The sequence below is a fragment of the Nocardia sp. NPDC052316 genome (assembly GCF_044547795.1).
In the GTDB taxonomy this organism is placed as follows: domain Bacteria; phylum Actinomycetota; class Actinomycetes; order Mycobacteriales; family Mycobacteriaceae; genus Nocardia.
The window spans coordinates 922853-938104 of the sequence record NZ_JBIUBB010000001.1 but is presented as its reverse complement, the minus strand read 5'-3'; the positions used below and the strand labels follow the sequence as shown (position 1 = coordinate 938104).

At 66.3% G+C, this 15252-nt stretch carries 15 protein-coding genes; 11 read left to right on the top strand and 4 right to left on the bottom strand.

Annotated features, from left to right (window positions below; genetic code table 11):
- Window positions 1–57: 57 nt before the first annotated feature.
- The 5 genes from ACIHA7_RS04355 (at window position 58) to ACIHA7_RS04335 (ending at window position 4099) form a co-directional block, all read left to right on the top strand.
- A complete protein-coding gene (locus tag ACIHA7_RS04355; RefSeq protein WP_397285430.1) occupies window positions 58–1374 on the top strand; it encodes a hypothetical protein in 1317 nt (438 codons plus the stop codon).
- A gap of 134 nt (window positions 1375–1508) precedes the next feature.
- Window positions 1509–2078, top strand: a complete 570-nt coding sequence (locus ACIHA7_RS04350; protein WP_397285427.1) for a DUF6790 family protein — start codon at window positions 1509–1511, stop codon at window positions 2076–2078.
- Window positions 2079–2080: 2 nt separating this feature from the next.
- Window positions 2081–2794 (top strand): TMEM175 family protein, encoded by a 714-nt coding sequence (locus ACIHA7_RS04345; protein WP_397285425.1) that lies wholly within the window; start codon window positions 2081–2083, stop codon window positions 2792–2794.
- Window positions 2795–2828: 34 nt separating this feature from the next.
- Complete coding sequence (locus ACIHA7_RS04340; RefSeq protein ID WP_397285423.1) at window positions 2829–3251, top strand: MarR family winged helix-turn-helix transcriptional regulator; 423 nt, start codon at window positions 2829–2831, stop codon at window positions 3249–3251.
- Between the two features lie 215 nt (window positions 3252–3466).
- Window positions 3467–4099 carry a hypothetical protein gene (locus ACIHA7_RS04335; RefSeq protein WP_397285421.1) on the top strand — a complete coding sequence of 211 codons (633 nt, stop codon included), beginning with the start codon at window positions 3467–3469 and terminating at the stop codon, window positions 4097–4099.
- Window positions 4100–4527: 428 nt separating this feature from the next.
- Here ACIHA7_RS04335 and ACIHA7_RS04330 read toward each other — a convergent pair whose 3' ends face one another.
- A complete protein-coding gene (locus ACIHA7_RS04330; protein ID WP_397286506.1) occupies window positions 4528–6000 on the bottom strand; it encodes a peptidoglycan DD-metalloendopeptidase family protein in 1473 nt (490 codons plus the stop codon).
- 779 nt (window positions 6001–6779) lie between these two features.
- Between ACIHA7_RS04330 and ACIHA7_RS04325 the strand changes: the two genes are divergently transcribed.
- Both ACIHA7_RS04325 and ACIHA7_RS04320 read left to right on the top strand, forming a co-directional pair.
- Complete coding sequence (locus ACIHA7_RS04325) at window positions 6780–7253, top strand: hypothetical protein (RefSeq protein ID WP_397285419.1); 474 nt, start codon at window positions 6780–6782, stop codon at window positions 7251–7253.
- 272 nt (window positions 7254–7525) lie between these two features.
- On the top strand, window positions 7526–8116 hold the full coding sequence (locus ACIHA7_RS04320) for a hypothetical protein (protein WP_397285417.1): 591 nt from the start codon (window positions 7526–7528) through the stop codon (window positions 8114–8116).
- A gap of 102 nt (window positions 8117–8218) precedes the next feature.
- Here the strand turns inward: ACIHA7_RS04320 and ACIHA7_RS04315 are convergent, their stop codons facing one another.
- Complete coding sequence (locus ACIHA7_RS04315) at window positions 8219–8758, bottom strand: hypothetical protein (protein ID WP_397285415.1); 540 nt, start codon at window positions 8756–8758, stop codon at window positions 8219–8221.
- A gap of 204 nt (window positions 8759–8962) precedes the next feature.
- Window positions 8963–9832, bottom strand: coding sequence for an esterase/lipase family protein (locus ACIHA7_RS04310; protein WP_397285413.1), 870 nt, complete (start codon window positions 9830–9832; stop codon window positions 8963–8965).
- A gap of 298 nt (window positions 9833–10130) precedes the next feature.
- Between ACIHA7_RS04310 and ACIHA7_RS04305 the strand changes: the two genes are divergently transcribed.
- The 3 genes from ACIHA7_RS04305 (at window position 10131) to ACIHA7_RS04295 (ending at window position 12975) form a co-directional block, all read left to right on the top strand.
- Window positions 10131–11387 (top strand): cytochrome P450, encoded by a 1257-nt coding sequence (locus ACIHA7_RS04305; protein WP_397285411.1) that lies wholly within the window; start codon window positions 10131–10133, stop codon window positions 11385–11387.
- A gap of 86 nt (window positions 11388–11473) precedes the next feature.
- Window positions 11474–12070, top strand: coding sequence for a hypothetical protein (locus ACIHA7_RS04300; protein WP_397285409.1), 597 nt, complete (start codon window positions 11474–11476; stop codon window positions 12068–12070).
- Window positions 12071–12135: 65 nt separating this feature from the next.
- Entirely contained in the window at window positions 12136–12975 is an 840-nt protein-coding gene (locus ACIHA7_RS04295) for a GNAT family N-acetyltransferase (RefSeq protein ID WP_397286504.1), read from the top strand.
- A gap of 36 nt (window positions 12976–13011) precedes the next feature.
- On the opposite strand, the gene ACIHA7_RS04290 is transcribed toward ACIHA7_RS04295, so the two are convergent.
- Window positions 13012–14331 (bottom strand): FAD-binding oxidoreductase, encoded by a 1320-nt coding sequence (locus ACIHA7_RS04290; RefSeq protein ID WP_397285407.1) that lies wholly within the window; start codon window positions 14329–14331, stop codon window positions 13012–13014.
- A gap of 492 nt (window positions 14332–14823) precedes the next feature.
- Here ACIHA7_RS04290 and ACIHA7_RS04285 point away from each other — a divergent pair, with 492 nt between their 5' ends.
- Window positions 14824–15252 carry a hypothetical protein gene (locus tag ACIHA7_RS04285; RefSeq protein ID WP_397285405.1) on the top strand — a complete coding sequence of 143 codons (429 nt, stop codon included), beginning with the start codon at window positions 14824–14826 and terminating at the stop codon, window positions 15250–15252.

Here is a 15252-nt window from a genome sequence, read left to right as displayed (position 1 = left end):
CGGGTACGTCGCGCCCGTACCCGCAGGCGGAAATTTCCCCAAAGATGAGGAAACGCAATGAGAATCAAAGAATTGGTGGCGGCTCTGTCCGTCACCGCCGGATTGGTGGTCGCCACCATGAGTTCGGTGACCGCCGCCGTCCCGAGCCCGACGCAGGAGGCCCTGCGCGGTTACAACATCAGCGCTAGTTACGTTTCGGGCGTCTCGTCCGGCGGGTATTTGGCGAATCAGCTACATGTCGCCTACTCCGATGTCTTCTCGGGCGCGGGAATATTCGCCGCAGGCCCGTACCGATGTGCGGGGGATTTCGACTACGCGGTCAGAGCCCAGACCGGTTGCATGCAGAACGGAACACGCAAGACACCCGCGCAATTGGCGGAGGAGACCAGAACCCTGGCGGCGTCCGGCAAGGTCGACGCCGTCGGCAACCTGGCCGGTGACGCGGTATACCTCTACCACGGCACGAACGACACGACCGTCCACCGAGCCGTGAACGACGATCTCGCGACCTACTATTCGGATTTCGGCGCGCGCGTCACCTACCGGAAGAACACTGCGGCCGGTCACGCCTGGGTCAGCCCGCTGGGGCCGGTGGCCTGTTCCAGCACAGCATCCCCGTTCATCAACGACTGCGGCGACGACCCGGTGGGTGAGCTGCTGGGCGCTCTGCTGGGGGCCGTGCACCGCCCGGCTGGCACGCTCAGCGGAAAGCTCATCCAATTCGATCAGAACGTGTTCGCGCCCGGCGGCAATGCGAATGCGATAAGTATGGACGCCAAGGGTTTTGCTTACGTCCCGCCGTCCTGCTCCCAAGACGCTTCGTGTCGTCTGATGGTCGCCCTGCACGGATGTAAACAGGGCTTCAGCTATCAGTCGTTCGGCGACACCTTCATGAAGAACGCCTATCTCAACGAGTACGCCGACACCAACAATATGATCGTTCTTTACCCCCAGGCGATTCCGCTCAGCACCGCGGGAACAACCAATCCGAACGGTTGCTGGAACTGGTGGGGATACGGTGGTGACGCGGCATACGCCTGGCGCGGCGGTAAACAGCTGGACGCCATACTGGCCATGGTCCGCAAGCTCTCGAGTGGATCGACCCCGACCACGCCGCCGACCACGCCGCCGACCACGCCGCCGACCACGCCGCCGACCACGACGACGCCGACTACGACGATTCCGCCGACCACCACCGCCCCCGCACCCGCCTGCGTGACCGATACCAATTACGCACACACCACCGCAGGCCGCGCTCATCAATCGAGTGGCTATGCCTATGCCAACGGCTCGAAGCAGAAGCTCGGCCTCTGGAATAGCTACAGCAAGAGCACGATCAAGGAGACCAGCCCGGCGTACTGGGAGCTGTGCTGACTCGGCGCGCTGAGGTCCGGCCCGTGCTCGCCTCGTCTCCGGATCCCGACGATCCCACGCGGCGGCTGTCGAAGCCTGCGACTGGGCGGGATTTAGTCTTGCGTCGTTAATATTAACCATGCAAGACTGAGGGCATGGACACCCCCTCTTGCCTCGCCCAGGCCGCTTTCCCTCTTATCTGGCTGCTGATAGCGGTCGCCGGCGCACTGGTCCGCACTCGGCACAGCCCCTCCCGCGAAGCCGCGCTGGAAATCTGGCAGCGGTGGTGGGCGGTGGCAGCACTCGGCTGCGGCAGCCTGTGGATGACCATCGCTTTCCTGACGGTTCCGGACGAGATGGCCACCGTGATCGGCTTCACTGCGAGCCCGTTCCAGTTCGAGATCGCATTCGCCAACCTCGGGCTCGCCGTCCTGGGGTTCCGCGCCGCCGCGCCATCGGCCACGGCACGCGAACGCATCACCATCGGCCTCGGCGCCGGAATGTTCTTGTGGGGCGCGCTGATCGGGCATCTCTACCAGTGGTTCGCCAATGGCGACCACGCTCCAGGCAACACCGGTGGGGTCCTGGTCTACGACCTGCTCTTGCCCGCCGTCATGATCTTCCTCGCCTACCGTTCGCAACGACTGTCCGGGACTGGGCGGCCGGAGACCGCGGCCGCGTTGCCCAACGGCATCGATGACTCATCCGTTAAGGCTGGGTTGTGAACATGACAATCAGGGAAACGCGCAGTGGCACAGTCGTTCCCGAGGATGGTTGGCCGCCGCATCGAATCGGTGCCTTTGTCGATGCGGTACTCGCCATCGCGGTAACACTGTTGGTCGTCGAGCTGGAGCGGCCGGGGCGCGAGGACACAGGCAGTGTCAACGCGCTGGCCGAATTCCTCTGGCACGAGCGGTCGTCGTTCGTGGCGCTGGTGTTGGCGTTCTTCCTGCTGTGGTCGGTGTGGCGGCGCCACCATGTGCTGATCTACCAGGTGGAACGTGTCGATCGGTACACGCTGGCCGCCCATGCGCCGATGCTGCTGTTCGCCGCGGTACTGCCGTTCGTCACCGCCGTATTCGGCAGTGCTTCCGGCAACCCGCTCGCCGTCTGCTTGTTCGCCGGGGTGGCTGCAATGCTGTTCGCGAGCGAGGCGGTGATCAAGGAGACCGCAGCTCGCCGGTCCGTGCTGGCGGCTCGGGTCACGCCCGCCGATCTGCGCTCGAACGCCAATGGATCGTACGCGGTAGCAACAGTTTTCGCGGCGACCGCCGCCCTGGCCTGGCTCACCTCTTACGTATGGCTGGTCTGGCTTTTCGCTCCACTCGGCGCGACCTTGGGTGGCCTTGTGATCTGCCGAGTCCGCACCGTTCCGGCGGGCGAAGTGAGGGACGCGATCGTTGCGAAGCCGCGCCGGCGCCGCATTCGGCCCAATGATTAATCTTAACCGGGTAAGACTCGGATATGCTCGACGTGTGGACGATGGACTCGGAGACTTGCTGCATCGCGTGGTGTTCCTGCTCGGCGAAGCGACACGGCGGCGGGTGGACAACTCCCGCGGGCTGAGTTACAGCCAGATCCGGCTGCTTGGGACGTTGGAAGACATCGAACCGGTGACCCAGCATCGCCTCGCACAGGCGCTGGCGGTCTCCGATCCGGCCATCAGCCGCGCATTGCGTCCGCTGGAAGAAGCCGGCCTCGTGCAGGTCGAGATCGACCCTGAGCACGCACGACGACGACTCGTCCGCACCACCGAAGCGGGCCGCAACGCTTTTCACGCCACCGGCAAACCGCTTGCCGACGAGCTACGCACCGCCCTGCTCGCAGCCGGCTTCCCCTACGAGCGGTATTTGCACGACACCACCGTGCTGGCCGAGCTCCTCGAGTCGGCCCGATAGCTGCCTGCCTCGGCGGCCAACGTCTGGCTCGGGGCCTCTCGATATTCCTGCGAGACAGCCTCGACCACACTGCCCGCCCGCGGGTCGGCGAGTGCACGGGCCACGTCGGCTTGCACGATGCCGCCGCCCAGCTGGCCGTTCTCCAGCACGGGCACTCGGCGCGTCTCCAGCACGGGCACTCGGCGCGCTGATTACCACGGCGTACCGTCGGCCGAGTGGATTATCACCCCGTCATAGATTCGTCTGAGCCGCTGACCAGCCGAGCCGAGCGGTTTATTGCGACGAACTGTGTTCGCTGCGAGGCTGTCTCGCTCGAACAGTATCGGGATCAATTGCTCGAAATGGGTATCTCCGCAACGCATATCGATCGTGCCGTTGATTTTCAGCGGCGATGGGGTGGGCTGGTTCTGCCGCCGTCACTGGAGTACGAGGGCGGGCCCAAAATGTTGTTGGCCGAGATACCGGTGGATGCGCTCGAGCGGGCTGGGTGGTTCGACGCGGGTGCGGAGCGGGTGTCGATGGCTTACGGGTTCATGATCGGTCCAACAGGGGAATTCGGCATCGACGGCACTCGGTGGGTACCACTGCACGCGAGCGTCGAAGGATGGATCGAATCGGTTGCGCTGGCTCACCATGCGTCCAACCGGGCCGCGCAGATCACCACGATCAAGGGTGACGCGATCGACGGGCTGGCGTTGCACGACTTCGAGCCCGTGACCGAGGTTCGCGGACTGGCCGACACCTGGTGGCGCGGACCGGATTCGCTGGTGGCGATCTATACCGGAGAGGCCGAATGCTTTGGCGCGCAGAAATTCCGAGTCGCCCGCGTCTACACCGGTCTCGACTGAGGCGATGACGGCGGCGACCAGTCCGCCGACTGAAATAGGCACGGACACTTGGCCGACTGCCTCGTTCCAGCTCGGCTGGCAGCTACTGGACCAGGTTCGCTGGAGGCGGCGTCGGGCTGGGGCCGCCGCCCTGGACGGTTTGTGTGGTGCAGCAGGAAAGGGTGATGGCGGGGCCGACACCGAGTAGGGCATCGAGGGTGCAGGCGTCGGTCGGGTGAGCCTGAGTTGCTATGGCGCCGTTGGGGTATGGCGGTTTGCGTGCCGACGGCCAGCCGAGGTCCTGCCAAGCGGTTTCGGCGTCGGCCGAGGTGGAGCGGGGGTGTCGCTCGGTATGCGGTGGCTGAGGGAGTAGTACTCGGGGCGGGCGAAGAAGGCGCTGCCGGTTCGCCACGGTGGAGGCAGGCGCCTCCACCGTGGCGGCATCGGCGTCATTCGCCGTCGGTCCACCAATCGTCGAACCACCATTCGCCGTCGGACCATTCGTCCTCCGGCCATTCGCCGTCGGACCATTCATCTTCCGGCGCACTGTCTTCCGGTGCTTCGTTGTCTTCCGCTTCGCCATCCGTCCCGGTATGCGGGTAGCTGGGTGCGGGCGGTCCGGACTCTTGGCAGGCGGGTGCTACCGGTCCGTTGCTTCCGGTCTCCAGGAAGCCGTCACTGATCCATTTGCCGTTGTCGAGTTTGTTCCACAGGTCGGTGCTGCCCCATTTGCCGTTGAGTCGGCCGCCGCGGGCGGTGCAGGCGATGTGCAGGACCTCACCATCGCGGACCCCGCCGACGACCGAATGCTGGGTGCCGGGACCGGAACGCAGGTTCACCTTGCGATTTCGATCGGGATGGGGGCGCACGACGCCCTTGGCCAGGGTGGGATCGGGCTTCGGTGGCTTGGGGTCGGTCGGTTTGGGCGGTGTCGTGGGCTTCGGCGGTGTCGTCGGTTTGGGGTCGGTCGGCTTCGGTGGCTTGGGATCGGTCGGCTTCGGTGGCGTTGTCGGTTTGGGGTCGGTCGGCTTCGGCGGAGTCGGCGGAGTCGAGTTGTCGCCCCCGCCGTAGTTGACCAGCCTGCCGCCGGCCCGCACCCGCTGACCTTCGTGCTCGGCGTAACCGCCGTAGGCATCGGGGCCTTCCCGGAACGTCCAGCCGCCGAGGGTGACTCCGTTGACGGGCACCGGTTGCGAACCCTTGTACAGCGACATGTGCACATGCGCGCCGCTGGCGAAGCCGCCGCACGGCAGCTGGGTGCCGGTGCGGCCGAGGTAGGTGCCTGCGGTGATCTCGGTGCCGTCGGCGGCGCCGATGATGTCGGTCATGTGGTAGTAGGAGGTGGTAAAGCCGTTGTTGTGAACGATTTTCACCTCGGCGCTGCCGTTGCGGACACACGTCTTGTAGATACGACCCGACGCCGGAGCGGTGACGCGACCGTCACCACCGTTGAAGTCCAGCGAGTTGTACGGTCGGCTGCTGCCGCTGATGCCGTGCGGGCCGCCGCCCATGTACCAGCTCTGACCCTGCTGCCACGGTAGCGAGAGCGAGGAGTTCGCCGAACGTGGTTGGGCGGTAGCGGCGGCGGTCAAGGTCGCCTTCTCGCCACCGCTCACCACCGATTCCGGTGCGGCACTGACCATGCTGCCGAATTCCGGGGTGCCTTCGAGGGCGACTTCCCAATCCCCATCTTCGTGTTTGGCCACATACAGCGTCGACTTCGGCGGGTCCTCGCTCTCGCTGTCCTGGGGGACGGTCGCGGCGCCGAAGACCCATTCGCCGTCGCTGCGCATGCGGTCGACGACGGGTGGCTTCTCGGTGGCGTCTTCCACCTGCTGTGTGACGAGAGTGTCGCTGATCGCGTCGTCCAGGCCGTCGGGACCATCGGTGGCCGGTTGCGCGCTGACCGGGCCGATGGTCATCGCCAAGCCGACGACGGTTGCGATGACGAGTGTGGTGACTGCACCGGGGAATATCCAACCTCTGCGGAGGCGTGGATCAATCGATCTCAATGTAAGGCAACTTTCTTCGTCGGTCGTGTCATCGATCGATAGGCCGAAAAACGGCCGTCTGGGAATATGGGGTCGCGTATTTTCGACACGCGAAATGAGATGTCTTAGCTCCGTATCGGAAAAAGGCGACGCGACCGCTGAGCCGCCGCGCGGCGCTCAGCAGTGCTCGGCAGGCGCTCGACCGTGTCGATAACGGATCGGTCTCACTTGCCTGCTCGCATTCCCACTTCCCAGCCGAAAGTGTAGGTTAATTGATCGGCGACAGGGGGAAGGGTTAGCCATTCTATAAATAGATTTAAGCCTGGATTTAATAAACACGCATCCGTATCTTTGATGGCTTATGCGCATAATTGATAATTGTGCGTTGATGCATATGCGGGCCGCGGGTTCGAACGCGTCGGCGTTCGTCAAGGGTCGGCCTGGCAGCTGAACCCGCGGCGGGCTCGACGCCCCCGGCCCCGGTGCTATCGGTCCTCGAACCCCTTGCCCTCTAACCCGCGCCGGCTCGAGTCGAAGGTCTCGCCCAAGCCCTCTGGGCTCCCGTTCGAGCTGTGACCCCGCTCGCTCAGTAACGGCGGAGGGCGAAAATCGATATCCACGTAGTTGCCTACGTATCGTTATGCACGCTCCCGTGCCAATCTCGCCGTGCGCAATGCGCGAGCACACCACCATCGTGGAAGGTTGCAGGAATGCCATTCAAACAATTCGGCAAGCTATCGGCCGTTGCCGTCGTCGCCGTCGCTGCGCTCATCGGAGCGAGTGCCCCCGCCTCTGCGTCGAATTATATCGTGGTGAATTTGCCGATGACATCCACCGGCGCCGACGGAATCGGCTGCGCGGGCGATGTATGGGCTACGGGTAATGTATATCCGGACGGCGATGTGCCGGGAACGGTCGACCTGCAATTGAAGGGTTGGCTGAAGGTATTCGGTGTTCCGGCACCGTGGTGTTCGGTCACCGCGTTCGTCGACTGGCGAAATCTCGATACCGGAGCCAGTGGCTCGGGATCGGTATTCCTCGGCCGCGGTAATGGCACGCCGTTCTTCTGGATGTCCCCGCAAATCGCCAACCTCCGCTTGGTGACGGGCCGCGGCCAGGTGGCGTTCACGATCAACACCAATTTCCCGCACACCCCCAGTGAAACAACCTTCGCCGTGTACTGAGTCACCGGTGGTCCACCGAGAACGGCGAATGCGCACGCTGCGCGGTCGCCGTTCTCGCGTCGGCCGGGTCGATCCGGCGACTCTCGACGGATCGCCGATGTCGTCGCGCGGCTCGGGGCGGACGGTCCGCGCAGCGGCACGCCGGCGAACGACCCGCCCGCCGCGCCGAACAAAATCCGCCGCCCGAACGGTCCTGCACCGATAGCCAACAGCGGGTGCGGGTCGACGACGGGCATTCGTCTTTTCCCGGCCCCACGCGTTAACTTGATCGGGTGATCAGGAATTCGGTACCCACAACGGCGGGAGCATGGCGGGCGGGTGACGGCACCGCGGTGTCGTTGCGTGAGGCGACAGTGGCGTGGGCGCTGGCCGCGCACGCGGAGCTGGCCGAGATCGCCACCGGGTACGGGCATTTCATCACCGTCGCGGAACTGGCCGAACGGGTGCAGGAGGTGTCCGGCGTGCACACCGGCGCGCCGACCCGCACCTGGATGGACGCGATTCTGCGCAAGATCGCCCGCCGCTGCCACGGTGCGGGGGAGCCGCCGCTCACCGCGCTCTGCGTGCGGCAGAACCACACGGTCGGCGACACCTACAAGTATGTGCTCGAGCTGGCCGGCCTGCCGATTCCCGACGATATGGAACTGCACGCCGCTTACGCGCGCTGGCAGTGCTATCAGTTCTACGGCGCCGCGATGCCCGCCGACATGGCAGTTCCGCCGCTCACCCCCAAGGTGGCGGGCCGGCGCGCGCCGAGCAGCGCCGCGCAGGTGGAGACCAAGCCGCAGCCGACCCGCGCGGCGGTGTGTGCACAGTGCTTCATCCAGCTTCCGGCCAACGGCACCTGCGAGTACTGCGGGTAATCGGCTCTCTCGGAACAACAAAAGGCCCGCGCTCGAGGTGTGCGCGGGCCTTTCGTTTCCTGGTTTCTCGTCGGGTGCGTCACCCTTCGTGATAGGGCAGTATCACGAAACGGCGCCGATGAATCCGCCGATGGCGGCACCGACCGCACAACCGATGATGGCACCGACCAGGAAGAACCAGATCCCGATCACGATGCCGACCAGGCAGCCGACGAAAGCGCCCGCGAGGATGGCGCCGCCGCCGCCGACCGTGTGTACGAAGGGCAGATCCTGCGAACTGACCGCGGCGGCCGTCGGGCCACCCACCGGGGTGAGGGTCAGTTCGGTTGCGCTGTTCAAAGCGGGCGTTACAGCCAGGGATCGGCCCGCCTCGGTGCGCAGCGTCGTCGGAATCGCGCCGACGACCGCGCCGTCGTCCGCGACGACCTGAACCGCGTCCGGCGTCAGCACGAACTTGCCGGACGCCAGGGTGACCAGGGCGTGCGAATGATCGGCCGCCAAGGTCGTCGTGTAGCCGACGGGGCCGTCCACGGCGTGGATAGTGACATCGGCCAATTGCGCTTCCCCGTGCGCCGTCGCCATGGTGATTCCGGTGGCCGCTATGGCGAGTATCGCGGTCGACACCAACTTCTCGATAAACATGGTCTTTCCAATCCGTGCGGGTTTCCTTTGACGTTCCCCCGACGAACGGCACCGGACGTAAAGATCATGATGCGCTGGCCGGTCCTGGCCTGTCTATGAGACATTTCCCCTGATCAAAGCATATTTCTGGTTTGGTTTTGACACCCATGAGCTTGGGGGTCGGGCGCAACGCCCGCGCACGGCACGGTCGCTATTCCCGCAGGGCTACTGATTCAGCGCGTCGGGCGCGGGGCAGGGATCGCCGGTGTAGGACAAGCCGAGCGCCCGGTGCACCAGAAAAGCGACGGCGGGGGAGTCGGGGAGGATGCCGTGGTGGAAAGTGTCGGTGGGGCACACGTCTTGGACCCAGAAATTCTCGACGGTCGCATTCCGGCCCGCGCGCAGGAAAGTCAGTTCCGGCGGGGTGACCACGCGATCCACGCGGCTCGCGATCGCCGTGTACCGCACGCCGGGTTCGGTGTCGCCCGCGGCATTGAGCGTGCGGATGAATTCGCTGCCCGTCAACTGTTGCGCCGCAGCGGTACCGAGCACCCTGGCGATCAGCGCGTCCGCGATACCGGCCGCGCTGCCCGAGGGAAGGAGATGGCCGAGCCCGTCGGCCGTGGTGCCGTGATGCGTGGCGGCGATGGTGACCAGGTGATCGACCTTGTTGCGCGCCGGGTCGGCGCGCGACGCACCGCCGTCGAACCGTAGGTACTGCCGGGTCAGCGGGCCACCCTGCGAATGCGCGACGACATCGACTTTCGCCGCACCGGTGGCCGCGCGCACCCGATCGATGAACCCGCCGAGTTCCTTGGCCGAAGCGCGAATATCCGCGGTGCCGAAAACGCCGGGCGCCGCCCCGCGAACACTGAACGGGGCGTGTCCGTAGTTGAGCGAAAACACGCACACACCACGGGCTTTCAACTGCGGCGCCAGGGTGTCCCAGGAGTTCTGATTTCCCCACGTGCCGTGCACGAGTACCACCGGCTCGGGGTGGGTTGCCTTCGGCACGCAGGCCCAATCGTTCGCCCCTGTCGGTGCGATGCTCCCGTCCTGGATGACATCGGCGAAAGCCGGAGTAGCCGCTACCATTCCCGCGATCGTGAGCGCCACGGTGAAACCGATTCCTCGGCAGTATCGACCTGAATCGCGCGTACGCATCGCGGGACTGCTCCTTTCGCCAGCACAATTGAGCTATGCGGCAAATCGACTGCCAATCCCGCCACCAGGTTCAGACGCCTCATGGAACCATTGCGGCGAATGAGTGGCAAACACGTTGGCGGAGTGGCGTGAAAACGTTTCGAACTCGACCCGCCGGATTTCGGCACATGCGCGCCCACGGCTGCATAGGCTCACGGCGTTTGTAGTTCGACCGCCTGGAGTTTTCGCGATGACGCAGCCCCCACCCACCGCACACCATCGGGCCGTGTCCGCCCCGCCCGGTTCGCCGATCGACACCGATGGGCCGCGGGTGTCGTTGCACGCGCCGGAGTTCGCGGCGGATCCACACGGCGCTTACCGGAAGATGCGTGCCGAGTACGGGTCTCTGGTGCCGGTGGAATTGGCGGCCGGGGTGCCTGCCACGCTGGTGATCGGCTATTACACCGCCGTGCGGATATTCAATGATCCCGACCATTTTCCGGCAGACCCGCGCACCTGGCAGCAGAGCGTGCCTGCCGATTGCCCGGTGCTGCCGATGATGCAGTGGCGGCCCAACGCACTACGCAGCGCGGGTGCCGAGCATGCCCGCTATCGGCAGACCAATACCGCGGGCCTCGACAAGGTCGATCAGTACCGCCTGCACGACACCGTGGCCGAAGTCGCGATACCGCTGATCAATGCGTTCTGCGCGGACGGATCGGCGGATCTGGTCCGCCAGTACGCTTTTCCGCTCGCCTTCGCGGTGCTGAACGCCATGCTCGGCTGTCCGGCCGAGATCGCGCAGCAGGCCGCGACCGGCATGGCGGCGATCTTCGAAGGCGTCGACGCCGAACAGGGCAACAAGATGCTCATCGGCGCGTTGCTGGAACTGACCAAGCTCAAACGGGCCGAGCCGGGCGACGACATCACCACGCGCATGCTGCAACACCCCACCGGGCTCAGCGACACCGAAATGGTGCACCAGTTGGCCACGCTCTACGGCGCGGGCATCGAGCCGCAACAGAACCTGATCGTCAACACCCTGCTGTTGATCCTGACCGACGAGCGCTTCGGCGGCAGTGTGCTCGGCGGCAGTCTGTCCACCCGCGACGCCCTCGACGAGGTGCTGTTCAACGACCCGCCGATGGCGAACTTCTGCATCAGCTTCCCGCGGCAGCCGATCCTCATCGACGGCGTCTGGTTGCCCGCGCACCAGCCGGTGGTGATCAGCATGGCCGCCTGCAACACCGACCCGGAGATCAGCGCGAACCAGTACGCGGGCAACCGTTCTCATCTCGCGTTCGGCACCGGGCCGCACGTCTGCCCCGCCAGCTCGCTGGCCTACCTGATCGCCCAGGACGCCATCGACCAGCTACTCGACGCCCTCCCCGAGATCCGGCTCGCGGTACCACCCGGCGACCTGACCTGGCGTCCTGGCCCGTTCCATCGAGCGCTGACCGCCCTCCCGGTCACCTTCCCGGAGTCCGCGCCGATACCGCAGCCGTAGCCTGGAATGCGCGCGGCGACACCCTGATTCGGGAACCAGGGTTTTCCTGGAGGTCATGCCCGGCCCGGCGCTGCCAAGCTTGGATCGTGAAATCCTTTGGAGTGCTGCTGTTCGCGGCACCACTGTTCTTCGCCGGATACGGCGTGATCCGGCTGTTCGGCCGGGCGGACGGCAGGTACGGCCCGGGTCTCGATTGGCAGGCCGCGCATATCGTCGGGCTGATCGGCATGGCGCTGTTCGTGCCCGCGGTGCTGGGTATGGGTCGGCTGCTTCCGTCGAATGCCTTGCGTAACAGCGCGATAGCCGTCACCCTGATCGGCTTGGCGACGACGATTGTGCAGTTCGTCGCGGACGTCGTGTTCGCGGCGCAGGCCGCGGACAAGGCCGAGATGTCCAGGCTGAGCAACGCGTTCTCGGACATCCCCGGAGTGCGTCCGGCGTTCTACCTCGTGGGTCCGCCGCTGTTCTTCCTCGGCCTGATCGTGCTGACCGTCCTGCTCGTTCGGGCCGGGCGACTGCGGTGGTGGAGTCCGGTGCTGATGGCGCTCAGCACCTCGGCGCCGATGATCACACTGGATCTGATTCCGCTGGCGGGCGTCGGCATGCTCGTGTCGGTGCTCCCGCTCGTCGGCACCGCGGACAAATTCGCCGCGTCACCGCCCAGGCTCCGCGCCGCCGGTTGAGCTAAAGCAGTGTCGCCTGGATCGTTCCTCCTGGTAGGAATGCAGCCATGTCGACCGAACTGAGCCTGTTTGCGGGAACGGACCTGGCAGCGCGCGTCGAGCGCGCCGATCGATCCTTGATGGCCGAGGGCGCCCGTGCCGCCGCGCGGCGCGACCCACAGGAAAACGTGCTGCTGCTGCCGATCGGCAGCGGGCTCGCGGTGTGGGCAGGCGCGGCCTCGCCCCTGGACAAGGTCGTCGGCGTCGGCATGGGGGACGACTTCGACGACAGCACGCTGGCGGCGGTGGAGCAGGCCTACGCCGAGCGCGACGCACCGGTCCAGTTCGAGGTGTCGACGCTGGCCGATCCCAGCGTCGTGGAGCGCCTGACCCGTCGCGGTTACCTGCTGACCGGCTTCGAGAACGTGCTCGGCCTGCGCCTCGAAGCGGATAGGCAAGCGAATATCGCTGCGGGGGTCGAAGTCTCGGCGGTCGGCACCGAAGACTTCGAGACCTGGCTCGATGTCATGATCGACGGCTTCGCCACTCCCGACACCCAGGGTGTCGCGTCGAACGAGGACTTCCCGCGCGAGATACTCGACGACGCCATGCGCGACATGGCCGCAGCCGAGGGCTTCACCGGTTCGCTCGCGCGCATCGATGGCGTGCCCGTCGGTGGCGGCAGTCTGCGCCTCGCCGAGGGCGTCGCCCAACTCTGCGGCGCGGCAACCCTGCCTGCCTTCCGCCGCCGCGGCGTGCAAGCCACGCTCCTGTCGACCCGCCTCGCCACCGCCGCCGCGGCGGGCTGCGACCTCGCCGTGGTCAGCACGCTGCCCGGCTCGAAGTCGCAGCAGAACGTCCAGCGGATCGGCTTCCAACTCCTCTACGCCCGAGCGATTCTCGTGCGCCCGGCGCCTACCGCGTAGTCGGTCGCCGACGCACATCCCCGGTCCGGCCGCATGTCAGCTGACCAGCACCGTGTGTATTCGATTGTACGGGTCCACCTTTCGGCGAAGCTCCGCGAGCCGCGGGTAGTTGTGCGCGTAGTACCGCCGCATCGGATCGCCGTCTTCGAGATAGTTGACGTAGCCGCCCGCGGAGAAGGGCGCGACGAGACGGTGCGCCTCGGCGATCCACCCGGCGGCTTTCTCGTGCGGGATCTGTTGGTAGTTGCCCCATTCCACCAGCGCGGCATGCTCGCGCCACGGGAACGCGGTCTCGTCGGGGCCGGTGTCGCGGACGGCGCCGTCGAGGGTGTTGATCTGGACCCATCCGGTGCCGCCCGCGCGGGAATGCGCGGTAATCGCCTCGATGATCGCGCCGATGGCATCCGCGGAGAGCGCGGTGAGAACATCGGAGCCGCAGGTGAACTGGGCGCGCGGCTGGGTGGCCGCGCCGCCGGCGAGGTGCAGTACCGCGTCCATGTGGCGCAGGCTCTTGTAGTCCACCGTCAGGGGTTTCGCGGTGGCAGCCATTACGCTGACCGTGGCCCGAAGGCCTGCATTGGCGGGGCATACCAGCTGTATCCAACAGTTCAATCCGCCGCGTCCGTCCGCGTCCACGCTGACGCAGGCCCACTCGGCGGGGTCGGCGGTGTTGAGCCAGGCCGACCACCCGGCGATCACCTGCGCCGCATGTGAACCGGGAAAGGTAAGGTGCACAATGTCTTTCGGTGTCGCCGGGCAGGTGCGATACGTCAGCGAGGTGACCACGCCGAGCGGGGCTCCGCCACCTCTGAGGGCCCAGAACAGGTCGGGCCGAGAGGTCGGCGACACCTCGGCCACGCGGCCGTTCGGTAGCACCATCGACGCCGCGACGAGCCGGTCGCAGGTCAGCCCGTAGCGGCGGGATTCGAACCCGATGCCGCCGCCGAGCGTGAGCCCGGCCGCGCCGACCGCCGGGCACATCCCGGTCGGAATGCTCTGCCCGAAACGGTCCAGCTCGCGGTACACCCCGTGCAGCGTCATACCAGGCGCGACAACGGCCTCGCCGTCGCGGAAACTCACCCCCGTCAGTCGGCGCAGATCGATGATCATCGCGCCCGTCGCCGCCGAGGCGCCCACATACGAGTGCCCGCCCGCGCGGGCGGCGAGCACGAGGTCGTGCTCGGCCGCGAAGGTGACCGCGGCCGCGACGTCGTCGACCGTGCCGACCTGCACGACGGCGGTCGGCTTCGCACCGTCGAACCGGGTGTTGAACAGCCGCTTGGCCGTCGCGTACTCCGCGTCGCTCGCCAGCAGGACCCGGCCGCTCACCCGCTTGTCGAGCTTGCTCCAATCCACGCCCGCCGCAGTGCGGCTGGACGTTAGCGGCATCGGTTCGGCGCGAGCGCGCGACGCACCGGGCAGACCTGCCGATGCCCAGCCGGCTATGCCGATGCCGAGTGCGCTCCGCAAAAAGGCGCTGCGCGAGAAGTTGGTGTCGATCCTTCTAGCCTATGGTCGTGACCACGGAAAACAGTGGCACGACACCTGGAGTCGACGCCTGGGCGGCCCTGCGAATCAACGTCACCGCTGCGCGGAACCGATCATCCGAGGCGACGGCGGGCCCGAGTACACGGACGACCGCCACGCGCTGGACGGCGATCGTTGCGGTAGCCGCTGGTTCACCGGACCGCGGAACAGGTAGGCCTGCACACTGTTCGGCTGGCCGCGAATGGGCCGGTTGTACTCCTCACGGGTGAGCAATTCGGCCGGAAGATACCTCCTTCGGAGGACGCCGGGGGGTCGACTGGGCGATGTGCGACACCGCTGCCCGGCAAGACAATTCCAGGAGTGTTCGGCATTCGAACCGGGGAGGTGTTCGTCACGACGAACGTACTGCGCAGTGGCACCTATATCGCCGCGACCGTGGACGAGCTGCGCAGGCACAGCGCGGCGGATCGGGCGGCCGGGATCGTCAGCCAGCGCGCGCTGTTCCCGCGGCGCGGGCGGATCGAGCTCGGTCAACGCGGCCTGGTGCTGACCGACTGGAGCGACACCGGCGACCTGGTCCTCTCGCGGGAGGCGATCATCTCGCTGCGCCGCCAATTCACCGTCCTCTACGGCAGATTGCTGGGCGGGCTGCTCGACGCGGGTAAGCCGCTGATCCTGCGGACGACCACGGTGGGGGAGATCTACATCCTGATCAACCGTCGGGAGATCTCCGAGTTCGCCGACAATCGTCGCTGGGCCGCCGCGATCACGGCGTGGCGGCAGTCGTGA

Bases quoted from the DNA above. Each gene is read 5' to 3' on its own strand.
- ACIHA7_RS04355 (WP_397285430.1), top strand. From the start codon at position 58: ATGAGAATCAAAGAATTGGTGGCGGCTCTGTCCGTCACCGCCGGATTG.
- ACIHA7_RS04350 (WP_397285427.1), top strand. From the start codon at position 1,509: ATGGACACCCCCTCTTGCCTCGCCCAGGCCGCTTTCCCTCTTATCTGG.
- ACIHA7_RS04345 (WP_397285425.1), top strand. From the start codon at position 2,081: ATGACAATCAGGGAAACGCGCAGTGGCACAGTCGTTCCCGAGGATGGT.
- ACIHA7_RS04330 (WP_397286506.1), bottom strand. From the start codon at position 6,000: ATGACCATCGGCCCGGTCAGCGCGCAACCGGCCACCGATGGTCCCGAC.
- ACIHA7_RS04325 (WP_397285419.1), top strand. From the start codon at position 6,780: ATGCCATTCAAACAATTCGGCAAGCTATCGGCCGTTGCCGTCGTCGCC.
- ACIHA7_RS04315 (WP_397285415.1), bottom strand. From the start codon at position 8,758: ATGTTTATCGAGAAGTTGGTGTCGACCGCGATACTCGCCATAGCGGCC.
- ACIHA7_RS04310 (WP_397285413.1), bottom strand. From the start codon at position 9,832: ATGGTAGCGGCTACTCCGGCTTTCGCCGATGTCATCCAGGACGGGAGC.
- ACIHA7_RS04305 (WP_397285411.1), top strand. From the start codon at position 10,131: ATGACGCAGCCCCCACCCACCGCACACCATCGGGCCGTGTCCGCCCCG.